The following is a 17970-nucleotide window of genomic DNA, read 5'->3' as shown; positions in this document are numbered from 1 at the left end:
GGTCCATCGCGCAAGGGATATATTAGACGAGTCGTTGCGCGCGCGTCAACAACTTTTTTGAAAATCTTTGAGGGGTGTCGGCCCCGGCTGCCCGGCGGCATGCGAAGTCGCCTGCTCGGACAGTCCTGCTCGCACGGAGAGCTCATTAAGTGCTCTCCGGCTCGTGCGGAACTCGCGATCGACTTCGCATGCCGCCGGGCAGCCGGGGCCGACGCGAGGTTCAAGATTGTCAAAAAAGCGGTCGGCGCGCAGTGCGCCGACCGCCGATATATGGGGTCTGATATTTTCTACCAGCTAGTTCCTCTTACTCGTCTAGGAGATCCTCTGGCATGTCGTTGCCGTCGCCTAGATCGACAGGGGTTTCTTCGGGAGCAGAGCCGTTTTCTGTGGCTTCGCCTTCGGGCTTCTCCTTGGCGGCTGTCATGCGGGCTACGGCGCAGATGCGGTCATTGTCGTCGACGGTCATCATCTTGACGCCCTGGGTGGCGCGGCCGGTCTGGCTGATCTCGTCGGTCTTGACGCGAATGACCGTCGCGCCCTCCGTCACGATGAACAGCTCGTGCTGCGGGCCCACCGTCTTCATGGCCGCGAGGTTGCCCTTACGCTCGGTCATTTGGATGGTGTAGACGCCCTGGCCGCCGCGATTCTGCTCCGGGTAGTCCGCGACCGGCGTGCGCTTGCCGTAGCCGCGCTCGGTGATGACGAATAGATCGCCGTTGCCGTTAGTGACTTCCATGCCCAGAACGCTCACGCCGTCCTTCATACCGATACCGCGAACGCCGCTAGTATCGCGGCCGGTGGCGCGCACCTGCTCCTCGGAGAACATGATCGCCTTGCCCGCGGTGGTGGCCAGGATAATCTTGTCGCCCTCGCGCACGCGGCGCACGTTCAGCAGCGCGTCGTCGTCACGCAGGTTGATAGCGATCAGGCCGTCGCGGCGGCTGCGGTCATATGCGCTCATTACGGTCTTCTTGACCATGCCGCTCTTGGTGGCAAACATCAGGTACTCGTCGGCAGGGAACTCGCGGCAGCTGATGACGCTCGCGATCTTCTCGCCCTCCTCGAAGGGCAGCAGGTTGACGATTGCGGTACCGCGCGCCTGGCGCGTACCCACCGGCAGCTCGTGCACCTTCAGGCGATAGACCTTACCCTTGCTCGAGAAGAACAGCACGTACTCGTGCGTGGACGCGATGAACATCTCGTCGATGACGTCGTCCTCTTTGAGGTTGACGCCCGACACGCCCTTGCCGCCGCGCTTCTGGGCGCGGTAGGCGGCCACCGGGATGCGCTTGACATAGCCGGTGTGGGTGATGGTCACGACCATGTCCTCATCGGCAATGAGGTCCTCGACGTCCAGGTCCTTCTCGACATGGCTGATCTCGGTGCGGCGCTTATCGCCGAACTTCTTGGAGATCTCGCGCATCTCTTCCTTAATGACGCCCAGGATCTTCTCCTCGTGCGCCAGCAGGTCCTCGTAGTAGGCGATGGCGCGGCGCAGGCCGTCCAGCTCTTCCTGGATCTTGTCGCGCTCCAGGCCGGTCAGGCGGCGCAGCTTCATCTCGAGGATGGCCGTGGTCTGCTCGGGCGTAAAGCCAAAGCGCTCGATCAGGCGGCTGCTGGCCTCGGAATCAGTCTGCGAGGAGCGGATGATGCTGATGACCTCGTCGATATGGTCAAGGGCCATCAGGTAGCCCTCAAGGATATGCGCGCGGGCCTGGGCCTTCTTAAGGTCGAAGCGGGTGCGGCGGGTGACGACGTCGACCTGGTGGTCGATGTAGTGCTGCAGCATCTCGCGCAGGCTCAGGCATTTGGGAACGCCGTTGACAAGCGCCAGGTTGTTGGCGCCAAAGGTCGTCTGCAGCGAGGTGTACTTGTACAGGTTGTTGAGCACGACCTGCGGGATGACGCCCTTCTTGAGTTCGATGACCAGACGGATACCCTTCTGGTTGGACTCATCGCGCATATCCGAGATGCCCTCGATGCGCTTGTCGTTGACGAGCTGGGCGATCTTCTCCTGCAGGGTGCCCTTGTTGACCATGTAGGGAATCTCGGTAAAGACCAGGCGGCTGCGGCCGGTCTTGGTGGACTCCACGTGAGCCTTGGCGCGCACGGTAATGGAGCCACGGCCGGTCTCGTAGCTCTGCTTAATACCGGCACTGCCCATGATGATAGCGCCGGTGGGGAAGTCCGGACCGGGCATGATCTGCATGAGCTCGTCGACAGTGGCGTCGGGATTATCGATCAGGTAGCAGGTTGCCTCGATCGCCTCGGTGAGGTTATGCGGGGCGATATTGGTGGCCATGCCGACGGCGATGCCCTGGCTGCCGTTGACCAGCAGGTTGGGGAAGCGCGCAGGCAGCGCCTGAGGCTCGGCGAGCGATTCGTCGTAGTTGGGCTGCCAGTCGACGGTATCCTTCTGCAAGTCACGCAGCAATTCCATGGCGGGCTTTGCCAGGCGGCTCTCGGTGTAACGCATGGCCGCCGCGCCGTCGCCGTCGATGTTACCGAAGTTGCCGTGACCGTCGATGAGCGGCGTGCGCATGGAGAACCACTGCGCCAGGCGGACCATGGCCTCATAGACCGCGGAGTCGCCATGCGGGTGGTACTTACCGATAACTTCGCCGACCGTCCAGGCCGACTTCTTGTGCGGGCGGTTGGGGTAGATGCCGCTCTCGTTCATCGCGTACAGGATGCGGCGGTGTACCGGCTTTAGGCCGTCGCGCACGTCCGGCAGGGCGCGCGCCGTGATGACCGACATCGAATACTCGATAAACGACTGCTTCATCTCGCGACCGAACTCCGAAATCTGGAGCTGGCCGCCATTGATATCCTCGCCGGCCGAGGCGCCACGGTCGACTTCGCCAAAGCTCTCCTCGAGCTCACCGTCGTCCTCTTCCTCGTCATCATCGGCATCGGGGTTATAGGCGTCCGGATCGCCGTCCTCGCCCTGCTCAGCACGGGCAAGCAGGCGCCTCAGATCGTCGGGCATGCCGGCGTCGCTGGCCTCGCCCATGCCCTCGTTATTGTTGATATCGTCTGCCACGTTACCTCCTCTTAAGCATCAAGGAAACGCGCGTCATGCGCATGTTTTTCAATGTACTCGCGGCGATAGCCGACCTCGGAACCCATCAGCTCGCGCACGGCGCGGTCTGCCACCACGGCGTCCTCGATCGACACACGCTGCAGAATGCGGGTCTTGGGGTCCATCGTCGTCGAGGCAAGCTGCTTGGGGTCCATCTCGCCCAGGCCCTTGTAGCGCTGGACGGTATAGCCCTTGCGCTTTTTGGTGATCTTGCCGTCCTTGGCCTTGCCGTCCTCGTCGTTATCGTCGGGGTTCAGTCCCAGACCCTGGATGGTGTCGCGCAGGATCTCGTCTTCGGGCTGGCGGCCGTTGGGATACACGTAGTGGATCTTGTTGCGCACCTTGATGCCAAAGATGGGTGGACAGGCAACATAGACGTAGCCGGCATCGATCAGCGGACGCATGTACTTGTAGAAGAACGTCAGCAGCAGGATGCGGATATGCGCACCGTCGACGTCTGCATCGGTCATGATGATGATCTTGTGGTAGCGCGCCTTGGTGATATCGAAGTCGCCGCCGTCGCCGGCACTCGTCGTGACACCGCAGCCGATCGCGGTAATCAGCGACTGGATGGTGTCGCTCGAGAACGCGCGATGGTCACCAACGCGTTCGACGTTCAGAATCTTGCCGCGCAGGGGCAGAATCGCCTGGATGTCTCGGCGACGGCCGTCCTTGGCCGAACCGCCTGCCGAGTCGCCCTCTACGATGAAGAGCTCGGTCAGCTCGGCATCGCGCACCGAGCAGTCAGCGAGCTTACCGGGCAGGGACGCCGTCTCGAGCAGGCTCTTGCGGCGGGTCGCCTCGCGCGCCTTGCGGGCGGCGTTGCGCGCCTTGCAGGCCTGTTGCGCCTTCTTGACGATCTCGCGGGCGGGCTTGGGATGCTCCTCCAAGTAATCGGCGAGGCCGTCGGTCACGATCTTGAGCGTGAGCGCGCGCATATAGGAGCTACCGAGCTTTGCCTTGGTCTGGCCCTCAAACTGCGGATCGGGCAGCTTGACCGAGATAACGGCCGAAAGGCCCTCGCGCACATCGTCGCCGGTCAGGTTGGCGTCTTTTTCCTTGAGCAGGTTCTGTTTGCGCGCGTAGTCGTTGATCACGCGGGTGAGCGCGGTGCGGAAGCCCTCAAGGTGCATGCCGCCCTCGGGAGTGTAGATGTCGTTGGCGAACGACATGACGTTCTCGCCGTAGCCGCTATTCCACTGCAGGGAAACCTCAACCTCGCCCATCTTGGCCACAGGCGCGTCCGGATCCGATTTGCCCTCGATGTAGATGGGCTCCTTAAAGGCCTCAGGGACGTCCTTGCCCTCGTTGAGAAACTTGACGAAGTCGACGATGCCGCCCTCGTAGCAAAACTCCTCCACGTGGGGAGTCGCCTCGCGCTCGTCGGTCAGCACGATTTTGAGGTTCTTATTGAGGAACGCCGTCTCCTGCAGACGGTTGTACAGCGTATCGAAATCGTAGATGCAGGTCTCGAAGATCTCGTCGTCGGGCCAGAAGGTGACGGTGGTACCCGTCGAATCCGAGGTGCCCACGACCTCCATCTTCTTGACGGTCTTGCCGCGCGAGAACTCCATCTCGTAGGTGTTGCCATCGCGACGAACCTGAACGACCACGCGCTTGGACAGTGCGTTGACGACGGAGATGCCCACGCCGTGCAGGCCGCCCGAGACCTTATAGGCCGAGTTATCGAACTTACCGCCGGCGTGCAAGATCGTCATGACGACCTCGAGCGTCGGGATCTTTTTAACAGGGTGCTCGTCGACGGGGATGCCGCGCCCGTTGTCGACGACCGTGATGGAGTTGTCGGCGTGGACCGTCACCTGGATCTCGGTGCAGAAACCGGCCATGGCCTCGTCGACGGAGTTGTCAACGATCTCCCACACCAGGTGATGCAGACCGCTGGCGCTCGTCGAGCCGATATACATGCCCGGGCGCTTACGAACGGCCTCGAGACCTTCGAGAATCTTAATCTCGCCGCCATCGTAATCGTTTTCGTTTGCCACACGTCCTCCTTCAGTCAAGAAAATGTGTACAGCCTTACTAGTTTATCGTAAAAAAATACCCTCGGGAACGAGGGTATTTGGCTCTACAAGGCCACCAGATGCGATTTAAGGCTCTTTTTTGCTTTGCACGCCCTTGGCCCACTCGGCACTGGCTCTCATGGCATTCTCGAGGGCCTCGCGCAGTTTTTGGTCTTCGATGGGCGCCACTTGGCGCTCAATCTCGGTGCGCTCGGCCTCACTTAGGTCGGCATGCGGGGCCGGCGGTCGCTCGGTCGTCGCCGGGCGCAGGCGCTCCTTGGCGGCGGGCGGCGTGTGACCGGGCGCGGTGGTTTTGAACACCAGGCCGTCCACATGCGCACCGGCGCGCTCCATGCGCGCGCGGATGATCTCGCGCAACAGCGTCATTTCCTGCGTCCACGAGGGCGAGTCGAGATACACCAGCAGCTCATTGGACTCGGGCAGGTAACGCAGTCCCGTCACATGCCGCCCCTCGCGCGTGCCCGAGCACACCGCGTTCCATGCGCGATAGACCGTGCGCGACTCCTCGGCGGCCTCCATCTGCGCACGGCGCTTAGGCGTTGCAGCCGCCAGGATGCGCTGGCGCTCTGCGTTCAAAAACCCGCTGAAGGCGACTGTCTCGCTCTCGCGCTCGTAATTAGCACGTCTCACCCATGCTCACCACCTTGGCTCGATCAAGCAGGTCATCGGTAAAGTACCCCAGGTTGGTCGTGGTTATGACCGTCTGGATATCATCGCCAATCAGCCGCAGGAAAGCGCCGCGACGCTCGCCGTCGAGCTCGCTCATCACGTCGTCCAGAAGCAGCAGTGGGGCGGTGCCCAGGACATCGCGAGCCACGGCAACCTCGGCCACCTTCCAGGACAGCACCAGCGTGCGCTGCTGTCCTTGGCTGGCAAATGAACGGGCGGAGCGACCAGCCACGGTGAACTCGATCTCGTCGCGATGCGGTCCCACCAACGTCACGCCGCGGCGAATTTCCTCGTCGGCATGCTCGTCAAGGGCAGCCAGCATGCGCTCGTACGCCCAACCCTTCAGCTCTTCGCGATCCTCGACCTGGGGCAAATCCCCCAGCGTGGACGCATAGGTCACGTTGGCAGCCTCGCCGGACGCCACTTGCCCGTAGGCAGTGTGCACATGGCCCGCCAGCCGGTCGAGTAGGGCCAACCGGTGCACGAGCAGGGCCGAGCCCGCGCGAGCAATCGAATCGTTCCACGCGCCGAGCATCTCGCGACAGCACCAGGTCTCCTTGAGCAGGGCGTTACGCTGGGTCACGCAGCGCCCATAGGTGCTCGCAAGATCGGCATAACGCGCGCTCAGCTGCATGCCAAAGTCATCGAGGGCGGCGCGGCGCACACTGGCGCCTCGCTTAACCATGTCCAGATGGTCGGGGCAAAACAGCACGCTCGGCAGAATCCCGCGCACACCGGCGGCAGAGCATCTCTTGCCGTTGCGACTAAACGAGCGCTTACCGTCCTCCACGCTCAATCCCATATCAAGCACGCGGCCGTCGCCCTCGAGCCTCAGCTCGATCTTGCACGAGCCCACGCCGTCATGGACGAGCTCGGCTGCGGTCGGATGCCTAAACGAGGCGCCGCTCGTCAGCAGCTGCAGTGCCTCTATGAGATTGGTCTTTCCCGCCGCGTTGGGTCCCGCAAGTATCGTCACGCCCTCGTCCAGGGCAAGGCGATAGCTATCGAAGCTGCGGTAGTGCGCGACGGAAAGATCGCGGGCGAACATGGTCATGGCGCAGCGCTAGATGCGGACCGGCATGACCAGGTACAGGTAGTTGATCTTGTCGTAGGACTTGAAGATGCCCGCCTGCGAGTAGCTCTTGAGCTCCAGCGTGATCTCCTTCTCCTTGGACAGGGCATTGAGGCAGCCGAAGATGTAGTGGTAGTTGAAGGCGATGGTACCCGACTCGCCCTCAGCCTCGACATCGATCGTCTCCTGCGCAAGGTCCTGGTCATTGGAAATGGAGGACAGGCCCATCTGCCCGTTCTCGACATCGATCTCGAACTTGACGGCGGGGTTGGCGCTCGCGATAACGGCCACGCGCTTGAGGGCGGCGTTAAAGGCGGCGACATCGATCTTGACGCTCGTCACGCACGAATCGGGGATGAGCTGCTTGTAGTTGGGGTACACGCCCTCGATGCGACGCGACACGTAGGTGGTGTGGCCGGCCTCGAAGACGACCTGGGTGTCGGTAGCCCCGATCATGATGGTCGCCTGGCTGGCCATGATGTTCAGCGCGTCGTTAAAGGCGTCAGCCGGAACGTTGAGCTCAAAGGAGCCCTCGAGGGTCGAGGTCTCGACCTGCGTATCGCACACGGCCAAGCGGAAGGAATCGGTCGCCACCAGGCGTACGGTGTTGTTCTCGACCTTCATGTGCACGCCGCCCAGGATGGGGCGAGCCTTGTCGGTCGAGGTGACGCGCCACACGCGGCCGACCATTTCGGACAAGACATCGGTCGGCAGCTCCACGGCACTCTCGATGGAATAGGCCGGAAACTCGGGGAAGTCATTGGCATCGAGCGTGTTCAGCCTAAAAGAGCTCTTCTCGCAACCAATCAGCACCTGGCGCTCGGACAGCTCAAAGGTGACCGGGGCATCGGGGAGGGTCTTGGTGATATTGGAGAGCATCTTACAGGGGATAACCATCTCGCCCTCTTCTTCGACATGCGCCGCGATGCGATGACGGATCGAGATAGTGTAGTTAGAGGTCTGGAATTCCAAGATGCCGTCTTGGGCCTTAACGAGCACGCCCGACAGGATGGGAAGGGTGGATGCCGAAGCGACACCCTTCATAACGACGCCGATGGCTTGTGTAAGCGAGCTCTGGCTGACGGTGAACTTCATCTTTTAATACCTTTCTATAGATATAAATATCTTAATAATAGTAATAGCACTGACGAAACTGTTGATTACTCCCAAAGACGCAGGTCAGACCCAGAAAGAGAATCGACAGCAACCTGTGTGCAACAGGGGTGGTTTTCCACGTTCAAAACCTGCGCATAACTTTTCATCACCGCGGGTTGGGTTTTAGACACCTTATGCCCGTGGTTTCGACAAGTTTTCAACAGGTGTCTCTATTTCCCTACGAGCGCAGTGTAATTTTATCGCGCAGCGACTTGAGGTCTTCGGTGACGGTGCGGTCTTCCTGGATCATCTTCTGGACCTTTTTGTAACTCGTGCTGACGGTCGAGTGGTTGCGGTTGCCAAATTCGGCGCCCACCGCCGTGGTCGTCATCTCGCACATCTCGATGGCCAGGTAGATAGCGATATGGCGTGCTTTGGCGATATTGGCGTTGCGACGCGGGCCGATGAGCTCCTCGTGCGTCACGCCGTACTGCTCTTCGATGACGGACTGAACCGTCTGGACGTTGATCTTTTTGGCCGATGTGTCAAAGTACTGGCTGGCGATGGCGTCGATATCGTCAAAGGTGAGCTCCCCGCCCTCGCGCTCGCGGTCGCCCGCCTCGCCGGCGCAGCGCTCGCAAAAGCTCTCGAGTTCGCGGATGTTGGTGCCCGAGACCTCGGCCATGTGTTTAAAGTGCTCGTCGGTTAGGTGCCCGCCGTCGCCCCCATAGGCCGCCAGCAGCGAGTCGTCGCCTGCCTCGGGAGCGGCGACGATGGTGTTCTCGTAATAGCGCTGCAAGATCTTGTATTTCATCTCGTAGCTGGGCTCTGCGACCAGGCAGAGCATGCCGGCGTTGAAGCGGCTGGTCAGACGCTCGTCCATGCTCAGGTCCTTGGGGGCGCGGTCTGCCGCGATGACGACCTTCTTGTTGTTGCGGATGAACTCGTCCATGAGCTGGAAAAAGTAGTCCACGCTCGCGCGCTTGCCGATGATGTTTTGGATGTCGTCGATGATGAGCACGTCCACGCCGTGGTACGCCTGCATGATGGGGGCGTTGCTCTTCTTTTGGCGGTCGAACTCGGTCATCAGGTCGTCCAGATATGCCTGGGAGTTGGCATACTTGACCTTGATCTCGGGCGACTTTTCGGCGAGCTCGTTTTTGATGGCAAGCAGCAGGTGCGTCTTGCCCAGGCCCGATTTGCCGTAGATGAACAGTGATGTGCACGTGCCCCGCTCGTCCGCGAGGGCGGCAAACTTGAGTGCCGAGCGATAGGCATGGCTGTTCTCGGGGCCGTAGACAAAGTTCTCAAAGGTAAATTTTGAGTTCGCGGCGAGCGGGGCTCCATCCGTATTCTGTTCGGCCGGCGCGGTCGGTGCTGGCATGGGTGAAGCGGGGGTCGCAGCTTGCGTGGATTTAGTTGGCGCTCCGCCCTTCATCTGGTTCATCATGCGACGAAAATCATCGGCCGAGAGCGTGTTCTTGATTGCAATGCCCGAATCCGCGCCCGTCGTTGCGTCGTGAGCGATGGGCATGTGCGTGACGGGTGCGTTCGTTGACGTCGCCGCCGCGGTCGGCAACGGTGCCATGGTTTCACGGGAAACATCGCTGTGCTGGTGCCCGATTGTCGGCACGTCGCCTGCGGAGGCCGGCGCCGCCGGGGAAGCAGCGGGAGCCGTGGCAGGCGCCGTCGCGGCAGCGGATTCCGCTGCGGTGCCTTGTGGTGCCACGATGTCGAGCGCGATCGGCGCAAAGGCGATTTCTTCCAGATAGGCCTCAATAGTCGGCTGATGCTTTTTGAGCTGCGCGATGGCAAAGCGCGAGGGGGCCTCGATCGTGAGCGTATCTTCGGTCAGGCTTATGGCGCGCGATTGCCCCAGCATGTTGATGAGGCGTGCATCTCGGCCGTCGCGCTGGCAAAAGGCGATGGCATCCCCCAGGATGATGCTTGCTTCCTCGTCCACTGTCTCTCCCGTTCTTTAGCTCTGAGCTCGCACGCGAGCGGCGCCGAGTTCGGTCAGATGGTATTTCTGGCCATGCTTGATGACCAAGCCGGCCTGCGCCAAGTCATTGAGCGTGCGTGACCAAGTGGGGGCCGAGTTTCCAAACGCCCTCGCCAGATCGGTAGCACCGCACGCTTGATTTTGCGCCAGATAGCCCAGCGCGGCGTTGCCGCGATCGCTTACGAACACGTCCGGTTGTGGCTGCGCATACTGATTTGCTGCATTAGGATACATCATTTGAGCTGCTGGTTGTTGAGAACTCTGCATCGGCGGCATTTGCTGTTGAAAACTTTGAGGCCACTGTTGGTAAGGCTGCGGAGGCATCTGCTGGGCCCAGGGGTTGTACTGCTGCTGCGGCATCTGCTGGTACGGCTGTTGATATCCCTGCTGGTACTGCTGCGGGAACTGCTGGCCATACCCCAGTGGCGGCATCTGCTGATATGGATATCCCTGTTGGTACGGCTGATAGCCCATTTGCTGGCCACCCGGTGCCCCCGTCACCTGCTGCATTGCTGCTGTATCCTGATCCGCCAGCGGCATGGCCTCTGGCACGTTTGGCGGCATCGACATCGACGCCGCCTGGGGCTCTTGTGTAGGAAGCATTCCGGGCTGCTGCATCTGTCCCACGCGGGGCTGCATCTGTTGCGTTGCCATGGGCTGCTGCGCAAAAGCTCCCGGCAGGGGATATGCGGGCTGCTCCGTCTCGGGCCGCACGGCAGCACCGCGCCCGCCGGCGCGTTCGATTTCCTGCACGCGTTTAGGGTCCAGGCTTACCGTAACCACGGTGCCGTTGCCCATATTGTCCTCGATGGACACGGCCCCGCCGGCGTTTTCCAAATACTCCTGCACCATGGGAAACCCTGCTCCGGTTCCACGGATATAGCGCTTCATCTTGCTGTTTGCGCTGGTAACGCCAAAGTCGAAAGCGCGCTCCTTGTCGTCGATGCCGGGTCCTTGATCAGCAAAGCGGATAGTGTCTCCGCCGTCCAGAATCGAGATGATGGGCTCGGCAAAGTGTGCGTGGATAAAGTTTTCGACAATCTCGCGGATGACCATGAGCGAGATGTGGCCACCTCGCTCTTTCATACACTGGTAGACGGTGTTGGTCGTCTCTTCCAAATACGTGCGGACATCTTGCGGATCAATGACGATCACACGCGGTGTCGACAGCATGTCGTCATAGACGGCGATGCGCGCGGCGTACATGGCTTTTGGCGCCTGCGTGGTCGTCTGCTCGCCTTCCTTACGCTCTTCGCGCACGCCGGTGATGTGCTCGTTGTCGGGTGCCGGGTCTCCGGAATCGACCATGGTGTAAAAGTCGTCAGACATGCCGCTCACAATCTTTCAAAAGGTTTCGAACAAATAGTAGCTCACCGTGCAATGTTTCTCATCTTTCGACAACTTTTCAAAACCTGTTGAAAACTTTGGAAAACGGACGAAAAGTTCTCAACATTGCCAACATGACCTGTTGAAAACTCGATGAAATATCGTGAAAAGTTGCCATGCACTGCTAAATCGAGCTCGGCTTATGGGGGAACCGTGTGAACTGCGCAACCTTTTACCTTTGATTTCTTGACATTTGAACATTGATTTCCCTACAATCTTCAAGCTCACGTGTCTATATCTGCGTCCGCGCCCCCGCGGACACTCGAAATGCAGCAGGAGGAACTTAAGATGAAGCGTACGTATCAGCCTAATAAGCGTAAGCGTGCCAAGACCCATGGCTTCCGTGCCCGTATGGCCACTAAGGGTGGTCGTGCCGTGCTCGCCCGTCGTCGCGCCAAGGGCCGCAAGCGTCTCACTGTCTAGCAGCGATACACACATCTCGCATGAAGACTATTAAGTCTCGGCAAGATTTCGAGCATGTGTTCAGTCAGGGGCGTCGTTTCAATCACCCTCTGATTCGAATGACCATATGTGAATCGGTTGGCGAAGGCGACTCCGGAAGGGTCGCCTTCGTTGGTGCTAAACGGCTCGGTTGTGCTGTCGTGCGCAACCGTTCTAAGCGTGTGATGCGCGAGGCCGCCCGCAGCTGTGGATTTCCCGTTGCGGGTTATGACATCATCTTGTTCGCAACTCCCAAGACGAGGGTTTCCTCGCCGCAGGAGATGGACAATGCATTGCGTTCGCTTATGAAACGCGCCGGCGTTGCCGGGGAGGAGCGATGAGCAATCACGTTTTGCGACGTGTTGCCATCGCTCCTATTCGCATATATCAACAGGTTATTTCGCCCTTATTGCCTGACGCCTGCATTTATTACCCAACGTGCTCGCAATACGCCGTCCAGGCGATTGAGAAGTACGGTGTTTTGAGAGGCTGCTGGCTTGCCGTGAGGCGCATCGCTCGCTGCAATCCCCTGCACGTCGGCGGTTATGACCCTGTGCCCTAGCGGGCACTCGCTATCGGAGGAAAACTTACATGTGGGATTGGATCGTTAACATCCTTTTCGAGCTGCTCAAGCTCATCCAGACCTTTGCGGTCGACTGGGGCCTGTCCATCATCATCCTGGTGGTCATCATCCGTCTGCTGCTGACGCCGCTTATGCTCAAGTCGACTAAGTCGACGGCACGCATGCAGGTGCTGCAGCCCAAGATGCTCGAGATCCAGGAGCGCTATGCCGACGATCCCCAGCGTCAGGCCGAGGAGATGCAGAAGTTCTACAGCGAGAACAAGTTCAACCCGATGGCTGGTTGTCTGCCGCTGTTGATTCAGATGCCTGTCCTGTTCGCCCTCTTTACGCTGCTGCGTAACCTGCCGGACTACTTTAACGACGGCACGTTCTCGTTCTTTAATATTCTGCCCGACCTGACCACCACGCCGAGTGCCTCCTTTGCCGATGGCTTTATGGTCGCGCTGCCTGCGCTGGTCTGCCTGATCCTGTTCGCTGTCCTGACCCTGATTCCGCAGCTCTATATGTCGCGCAACCAGACCGGCCAGCAGGCTCAGAGCATGCGTATGATGGCCGTTGTCATGACGGTCATGATGCTTTGGATGGGCTGGAGCCTTCCCGTTGGTGTTCTGCTGTACTACGACGTCTCGTCTGCTTGGCAGGTTATCCAGCAGATTTTTGTGACGCAGAAGGTCATCGACAAGGCGAAGGCCGATGAGGAGGAGCGCCTTAAGAACGCGCCGCTGCAGGTTGAGGTCACTCGTCGCGAGAAGAAGCCGCGCCCGCACAAGAAGAAGTAGCGGGATATCAATCTTATTTAGGTACCTAACTTTTGGAGTACGTTATGTCTGAAGAGATCATCGAGGATATGCTTGAGGAGGTTGCCCCGCAGGTCGCGGGCGATTATCCCGAGATTGCACAGCGCTATAAGGCTGGTGAAGAGCTGACCGACGAGGAACTCGACACCATTGCCGATGTCGCGATTTCCATCCTGCGTTCCATCCTTTCGCACTTCGATGCCGCCAACTCTCCTATCGATGAGTATGAGGGCGACGAGGGTGAGCTGATTCTGGATGTAACGGCTCCCGACCTTGCTGTTCTCATTGGCCGTCATGGTCGCACCCTTGATGCCCTTCAGGTTATGTTCTCATTGCTGGTGAGCCGCAAGCTCGGCTTTAGGTATCCGGTTGTAGTGGACGTCGAGGGATACAAGAGCCGCCGTCAGGACAAGGTTGCCTCCATGGCTCAGTCTGCTGCCGAGCGTGCCATCCGCACTCATAAGAGTGTTTCGCTTCCGCCCATGAATGCCTACGAGCGCCGACTGGTTCACATTGCACTTCGTGGCAATGACGCCGTCGATACTCATTCTGAGGGTTCTGACCCCGATCGCCATGTGGTGATTGTTGCTCGATAATCTACTCGAGCTTATGCTAAGGGGACGTGGTTTCCACGTCCCCTTTTTTTGTCAAAAGTTCTCGATACACTGATTTTTGTCAGAAAGGAGCTTTCGTTGTTAGTACTTACTGATCAGCAGGCTGACGAGATGTTGAGTCGTCTAACTTCCTATTGCAAAGAGTATTCCTTGAGCGTAACTGATACTGAGCTGAGGAAATGTATTCAACATTTGGATTTGGTTCTGGAAACAAATAAGACAACCAATCTCACCCGTATTCTTAACATAGAAGATGCTGCGGTACTTCATATCCTCGACTCACTTGTTTTGCTCCCCTATATCAATAAGGCTCCTGAGGGAGCTTTGCTCGATATGGGAACAGGTGCGGGCTTCCCTGGTATTCCGTTAACCATAACCATGCATCGTAAAGCTACTTATATTGACTCTGTTGGTAAGAAGGTTGATGCTGTCAATTCTTTTGTTGATGTTCTTGGATTGAAACATGCTCATGCGGTTCATGATCGCCTTGAAGAATATGCTCGAAGCCATAAGAAGCAGTTTTCTGTCGTAACCGCCCGCGCACTTGCCCCTCTACCGATTCTTGTTGAGTATGCTGCTCCGTTCCTCAAAGACGGAGGGCTATTTGTTATCACCAAGGGTAATCCTTCGGATGAGGAGCTTGCTTCCGGCATGTCAGCAGCTAAGATTTGCGGCTTCACTTTGCTTCTGAATGACGCAATCGATTTGCCTGAGGGCTTGGGCCACAGGGAGTTCATTGTTCTTAAAAAGAGTCATCCGGCATCCGTTTCATTGCCTCGTGCAAATGGCATGGCAAAGAAGAATCCGCTTGCCTAGATGTTTCACGTGAAACATAATGGATACTAACAACTTGCAGTGTTTCACGTGAAACATGGCGGTTGATATCGAATCGGAATGTTTCACGTGAAACATCCTCCGTTTGACAGCTTTAATACACACCAGGAGGGACCGTGGGATTTCGCGACGTTAAGCGTTCTAAGAGCGCAAAAGACACGCGTATCATTGCAATCATCAATCAAAAAGGCGGCGTCGGTAAGTCAACGACGGCTGTGAACCTTGCAGCAGCACTGGGTGAGCAGGGTCGTAAGACACTGATTGTCGATTTTGATCCGCAGGGAAACAGCACCAGTGGATTTGGAATTGAAAAAGAAGACCTTGATCGCTGCATCTATGATGCATTGTTGAATGATGTGCCGGCAGAATCGCTTGTTCTTGATACAAATTGCAAAAAGGTATTCGTAATTCCAGCTACGATTCAGCTTGCAGGTGCCGAAATTGAGCTCGTAAGCGCAATTGCTCGTGAAACCCGCCTCAAAGATTTGCTTGAGCCGATTCAGGACGAGTTCGATTTTATTTTCATTGACTGTCCTCCTTCGCTCGGCCTGCTTACTATCAATGCCTTGACCGCAGCAGACAGCGTTTTGATTCCGATCCAGTGCGAGTACTACGCACTCGAGGGCGTTACGAAGCTGCTAGAGTCAATGAAGATGGTCAAATCACGTCTGAACAAGGGCTTAGACACCTATGGTGTGCTTATGACCATGTATGACTCGCGTACTTCTCTATCGAATCAGGTTGTTGAGGAGGTTCAATCATACTTTGGTGATAAGGCATTTAAGACGCTAATCCCCCGTACGGTTAAAATCTCCGAAGCTCCGTCTTTTGGAGAACCGGTAATTACCTATGCACCTCAAAATAAGGGTGCAAAAGCGTATATGAACCTTGCAAAAGAGGTGATCAAGCGTGCCTAGTGTAAAGAAACGTGGCGGATTGGGACGTGGACTCAATGCTTTGGTCTCAGAGGCCGAGTATGAGACCGGTGGTTCTGCTGTATCTGCTTCAAATGCCGCATCTGTAACAAAACTACCTATTGAGGATATCGTTCCCAACCCTAATCAACCGCGAATTCATTTTAATGAAACTGAACTTCGCGAGTTGAGCGAGTCAATCCAAGAGCATGGCGTTTTGCAGCCGCTCTTGGTTCGCAAGCATGGAAACGGCTATGAGATTATCGCTGGTGAGCGTCGTTACCAGGCGTCAAAGCTTGCTGGTCTTGAGGAGCTGCCTGTCATCATTAAAGATGTTAATGATGAAGAGATGCTGGCTCTTGCTCTTATCGAAAACCTTCAGCGTTCTGATCTGAATCCCGTCGAAGAGGCTAAGGGCTATCGCCAGCTCATTGATGCCAGCGGTATGACCCAGGAGGCATTGTCGAAGGCAGTAAGCAAATCACGCTCTGCAATTACAAATTCGTTGCGCCTTCTTGATCTCCCTGAAGTAGTTCAGCAGATGATTTTTGAGGTTAAACTTACTGCTGGTCATGCACGTGCGATTCTTGCAGTTCCCTATGAGGATGCTCGAATTCGACTTGCAGAAAAGGTTGTTGCAGAGGGCCTTTCCGTAAGAGCGACAGAAAATCTTGCTCCATTGTTTTCTGCCGGAGAGACGCCTAAGACGCCGAGGCCTGCAACGCCTCAGTCTTTTAAAAAGGCTGCCCGTGTGCTTCGCCAGGTATTTAATACCAACGTGCGTGTGAAGAGCTCGCGTGGAAAGAATAAGATTGAAATTGAGTTTAAAGACGAAGAAGAGCTTTCTCGTATTCTTGGTGAAATGATTCAGTTTGATCAAGGGGGCCAAGATGAGGAATAAGATTTTTACTGCGATTGCATTGGCGACGACTGTCGCTGCTGGTGCCTTTGCTGGCTATAAGATCGCGACAGACGATGAACTTCGGGGTCGTTTGCTTCGTAGCACGCAAGATATCGTCGATACTTCAAAGAAGAAAATGGATGTTATGACAGAAGATGTTGCCATGCGTACTGCTCAGGTAACGAAGAATCCCAAGATTAATCAAGGTTGGGTTAGCAACCAATGGGAAAATGTAGGCTATTAGGTACCTAACAATTACCCTGCATATTTTAAGGGGCCCTTGTCTGATTCATGAGACAAGGGCCCTTTATTTTGTCCGTAAAAAATGGGAAAGGTAGCAGTTGGTCCAAAATTGAGGTCGATAAATGAAACGGTCCCGGTTGCATATCCTGCAACCGGGACCGTTCGATGTTTCACATGAAACGTATTGGGGTGCGACTCCCCTATGCGTTCTTCTGAACTTTGAAGCGCTGCTTCAGCTGTCCACAAGCGGCGTCAATATCGTTACCACGGGAGTTACGAATCGTGGTCTCGATGCCACGGGACTCAAGACGACGCTGAAGATCCTCAACCTTATGAATCGGCGACGGCTTGAGCGGGCTGCCCTCGATGTCGTTAAGCTGAATCAGGTTAACGTGGCACAGCGTTCCCTCGCAGAAGTCGCAGAGCGCCTGCATCTCGGGATTCGTATCGTTGACGCCTTCGATCATGGCATACTCATAGGTCGGGCGGCGGCCAGTCTTCTCGGTGTAGAGCTGAAGCGCTTCGTGAAGGCGAAGCAGCGTGTATTTCTTAACACCGGGCATGAGCTTATTGCGCGTCGACTGGATGGCGGAATGCAGGGAAACGGCAAGCGTGAACTGCTCGGGGATATCGGCAAATTTGCGAATACCGGGAATAACGCCGCTGGTAGAGACGGTGAGGTGACGAGCGCCGATACCGATGCCATCGGGGTCGTTGAGGATACGCAGTGCCTTGAGAACCTCGTCGTAGTTGGCAAACGGCTCGCCCTGGCCCATGAAGACAACGCTTGTGGCACGCTCGCCAAAGTCGTTGGATACATGAAGCACCTGGTCGACGATCTCTTGAGCGGTCAGAGAGCGCTTGAGGCCGTTGAGACCGGTAGCGCAAAAGGCACAGCCCATGCCGCAGCCTGCCTGGGTGGAAACGCAGACGGAAAGTTTGTTACGGCGGGGCATGCCGACAGTCTCGACGGAAATGCCATCGTGGTACTCGAGCAGATACTTGCGCGAGCCATCTTTGGAAACCTGCTTGGTGATTTCAGTCGGCGTATCAAAGGCAAAAGCCTCTTTAAGCTGCTCACGGAAAGCCTTGGGAAGGTTGGTCATATCGTCAAACGAACAAACGTTCTTCTCAAAGACCCATTCGATGAGCTGCTTCGCGCGGAAGGCGGGCTGGCCAAGTTCGGCCACGAGCTCGCGAATATCGTTTTGGCTCAAGTCGCGAATGTCCTGAGATTTAGTCCTGGGATTCATGGAAGCCTTTCGATTTTGGGGAAACGTAGAGGGTATCGCTAC

Annotated in this window: 17 protein-coding genes; 9 read left to right on the top strand and 8 right to left on the bottom strand. The window is 57.3% G+C overall.

The features are described from left to right. Positions 1–304: 304 nt before the first annotated feature. The 7 genes from gyrA to ACRX4W_RS05195 all read right to left on the bottom strand — a co-directional run bounded on the left by gyrA (position 305) and on the right by ACRX4W_RS05195 (position 11291). Positions 305–3013: a DNA gyrase subunit A gene (gyrA, locus tag ACRX4W_RS05225; RefSeq protein ID WP_432299539.1), complete on the bottom strand. Its 2709-nt coding sequence runs from the start codon at positions 3011–3013 to the stop codon at positions 305–307. Positions 3014–3054: 41 nt separating this feature from the next. After that, entirely contained in the window at positions 3055–5085 is a 2031-nt protein-coding gene (gene gyrB / locus ACRX4W_RS05220) for a DNA topoisomerase (ATP-hydrolyzing) subunit B (RefSeq protein ID WP_117564019.1), read from the bottom strand. 105 nt (positions 5086–5190) lie between these two features. After that, positions 5191–5754 carry a DciA family protein gene (locus ACRX4W_RS05215; RefSeq protein ID WP_117629988.1) on the bottom strand — a complete coding sequence of 188 codons (564 nt, stop codon included), beginning with the start codon at positions 5752–5754 and terminating at the stop codon, positions 5191–5193. Next, positions 5741–6847 (bottom strand): DNA replication/repair protein RecF, encoded by a 1107-nt coding sequence (gene recF / locus ACRX4W_RS05210; protein ID WP_432299502.1) that lies wholly within the window; start codon positions 6845–6847, stop codon positions 5741–5743. The genes ACRX4W_RS05215 and recF overlap by 14 nt, the downstream gene beginning before the upstream one ends. A gap of 9 nt (positions 6848–6856) precedes the next feature. Next, the gene (dnaN, locus tag ACRX4W_RS05205; RefSeq protein ID WP_432299500.1) at positions 6857–7960 is read right to left on the bottom strand and encodes a DNA polymerase III subunit beta; all 1104 of its coding nucleotides are present in this window, start codon (positions 7958–7960) and stop codon (positions 6857–6859) included. Positions 7961–8198: 238 nt separating this feature from the next. Next, complete coding sequence (locus ACRX4W_RS05200; protein ID WP_432299499.1) at positions 8199–9923, bottom strand: DnaA ATPase domain-containing protein; 1725 nt, start codon at positions 9921–9923, stop codon at positions 8199–8201. 15 nt (positions 9924–9938) lie between these two features. Continuing rightward, positions 9939–11291, bottom strand: a complete 1353-nt coding sequence (locus ACRX4W_RS05195) for an ATP-binding protein (RefSeq protein ID WP_432299497.1) — start codon at positions 11289–11291, stop codon at positions 9939–9941. Between the two features lie 345 nt (positions 11292–11636). Here ACRX4W_RS05195 and rpmH point away from each other — a divergent pair, with 345 nt between their 5' ends. The 9 genes from rpmH to ACRX4W_RS05150 all read left to right on the top strand — a co-directional run bounded on the left by rpmH (position 11637) and on the right by ACRX4W_RS05150 (position 16676). Then, positions 11637–11771: a 50S ribosomal protein L34 gene (gene rpmH / locus ACRX4W_RS05190; RefSeq protein WP_019127408.1), complete on the top strand. Its 135-nt coding sequence runs from the start codon at positions 11637–11639 to the stop codon at positions 11769–11771. A gap of 20 nt (positions 11772–11791) precedes the next feature. After that, positions 11792–12130, top strand: a complete 339-nt coding sequence (gene rnpA, locus ACRX4W_RS05185) for a ribonuclease P protein component (protein WP_082435526.1) — start codon at positions 11792–11794, stop codon at positions 12128–12130. Beyond that, positions 12127–12351: a membrane protein insertion efficiency factor YidD gene (gene yidD, locus ACRX4W_RS05180; RefSeq protein WP_022093804.1), complete on the top strand. Its 225-nt coding sequence runs from the start codon at positions 12127–12129 to the stop codon at positions 12349–12351. Before rnpA ends, yidD begins: the two co-directional genes overlap by 4 nt. Positions 12352–12380: 29 nt before the next feature. After that, complete coding sequence (locus ACRX4W_RS05175) at positions 12381–13151, top strand: YidC/Oxa1 family membrane protein insertase (protein WP_055251326.1); 771 nt, start codon at positions 12381–12383, stop codon at positions 13149–13151. A 44-nt stretch (positions 13152–13195) separates the two neighbouring features. Then, positions 13196–13765, top strand: a complete 570-nt coding sequence (locus tag ACRX4W_RS05170) for a Jag family protein (protein ID WP_022093802.1) — start codon at positions 13196–13198, stop codon at positions 13763–13765. Between the two features lie 168 nt (positions 13766–13933). Then, positions 13934–14599, top strand: a complete 666-nt coding sequence (gene rsmG / locus ACRX4W_RS05165) for a 16S rRNA (guanine(527)-N(7))-methyltransferase RsmG (protein WP_233547406.1) — start codon at positions 13934–13936, stop codon at positions 14597–14599. 134 nt (positions 14600–14733) lie between these two features. Further along, a complete protein-coding gene (locus ACRX4W_RS05160; RefSeq protein WP_117584022.1) occupies positions 14734–15534 on the top strand; it encodes a ParA family protein in 801 nt (266 codons plus the stop codon). Further along, positions 15527–16432, top strand: a complete 906-nt coding sequence (locus ACRX4W_RS05155; protein ID WP_432299494.1) for a ParB/RepB/Spo0J family partition protein — start codon at positions 15527–15529, stop codon at positions 16430–16432. The genes ACRX4W_RS05160 and ACRX4W_RS05155 overlap by 8 nt, the downstream gene beginning before the upstream one ends. Beyond that, a complete protein-coding gene (locus tag ACRX4W_RS05150) occupies positions 16422–16676 on the top strand; it encodes a hypothetical protein (protein ID WP_432299492.1) in 255 nt (84 codons plus the stop codon). The genes ACRX4W_RS05155 and ACRX4W_RS05150 overlap by 11 nt, the downstream gene beginning before the upstream one ends. Before the next feature lie 199 nt (positions 16677–16875). On the opposite strand, the gene rlmN is transcribed toward ACRX4W_RS05150, so the two are convergent. Continuing rightward, positions 16876–17928, bottom strand: a complete 1053-nt coding sequence (gene rlmN, locus ACRX4W_RS05145) for a dual-specificity RNA methyltransferase RlmN (RefSeq protein WP_117806586.1) — start codon at positions 17926–17928, stop codon at positions 16876–16878. Positions 17929–17970: the final 42 nt, after the last annotated feature.

This window comes from Collinsella aerofaciens (assembly GCF_964283865.1).
Taxonomy (GTDB): Bacteria; Actinomycetota; Coriobacteriia; order Coriobacteriales; family Coriobacteriaceae; genus Collinsella.
Note: the sequence above shows the minus strand (reverse complement) of the source record. Positions and strands in the feature narration are given on the sequence as shown.

What these genes read in the sequence shown, in the direction of transcription:
- gyrA (WP_432299539.1), bottom strand. Translation starts at nt 3,013, where the DNA reads ATGGGCGAGGCCAGCGACGCCGGCATGCCCGACGATCTGAGGCGCCTG.
- recF (WP_432299502.1), bottom strand. Translation starts at nt 6,847, where the DNA reads ATGACCATGTTCGCCCGCGATCTTTCCGTCGCGCACTACCGCAGCTTC.
- dnaN (WP_432299500.1), bottom strand. Translation starts at nt 7,960, where the DNA reads ATGAAGTTCACCGTCAGCCAGAGCTCGCTTACACAAGCCATCGGCGTC.
- ACRX4W_RS05195 (WP_432299497.1), bottom strand. Translation starts at nt 11,291, where the DNA reads ATGTCTGACGACTTTTACACCATGGTCGATTCCGGAGACCCGGCACCC.
- rpmH (WP_019127408.1), top strand. Translation starts at nt 11,637, where the DNA reads ATGAAGCGTACGTATCAGCCTAATAAGCGTAAGCGTGCCAAGACCCAT.
- rnpA (WP_082435526.1), top strand. Translation starts at nt 11,792, where the DNA reads ATGAAGACTATTAAGTCTCGGCAAGATTTCGAGCATGTGTTCAGTCAG.
- yidD (WP_022093804.1), top strand. Translation starts at nt 12,127, where the DNA reads ATGAGCAATCACGTTTTGCGACGTGTTGCCATCGCTCCTATTCGCATA.
- ACRX4W_RS05175 (WP_055251326.1), top strand. Translation starts at nt 12,381, where the DNA reads ATGTGGGATTGGATCGTTAACATCCTTTTCGAGCTGCTCAAGCTCATC.
- ACRX4W_RS05170 (WP_022093802.1), top strand. Translation starts at nt 13,196, where the DNA reads ATGTCTGAAGAGATCATCGAGGATATGCTTGAGGAGGTTGCCCCGCAG.
- ACRX4W_RS05150 (WP_432299492.1), top strand. Translation starts at nt 16,422, where the DNA reads ATGAGGAATAAGATTTTTACTGCGATTGCATTGGCGACGACTGTCGCT.
- rlmN (WP_117806586.1), bottom strand. Translation starts at nt 17,928, where the DNA reads ATGAATCCCAGGACTAAATCTCAGGACATTCGCGACTTGAGCCAAAAC.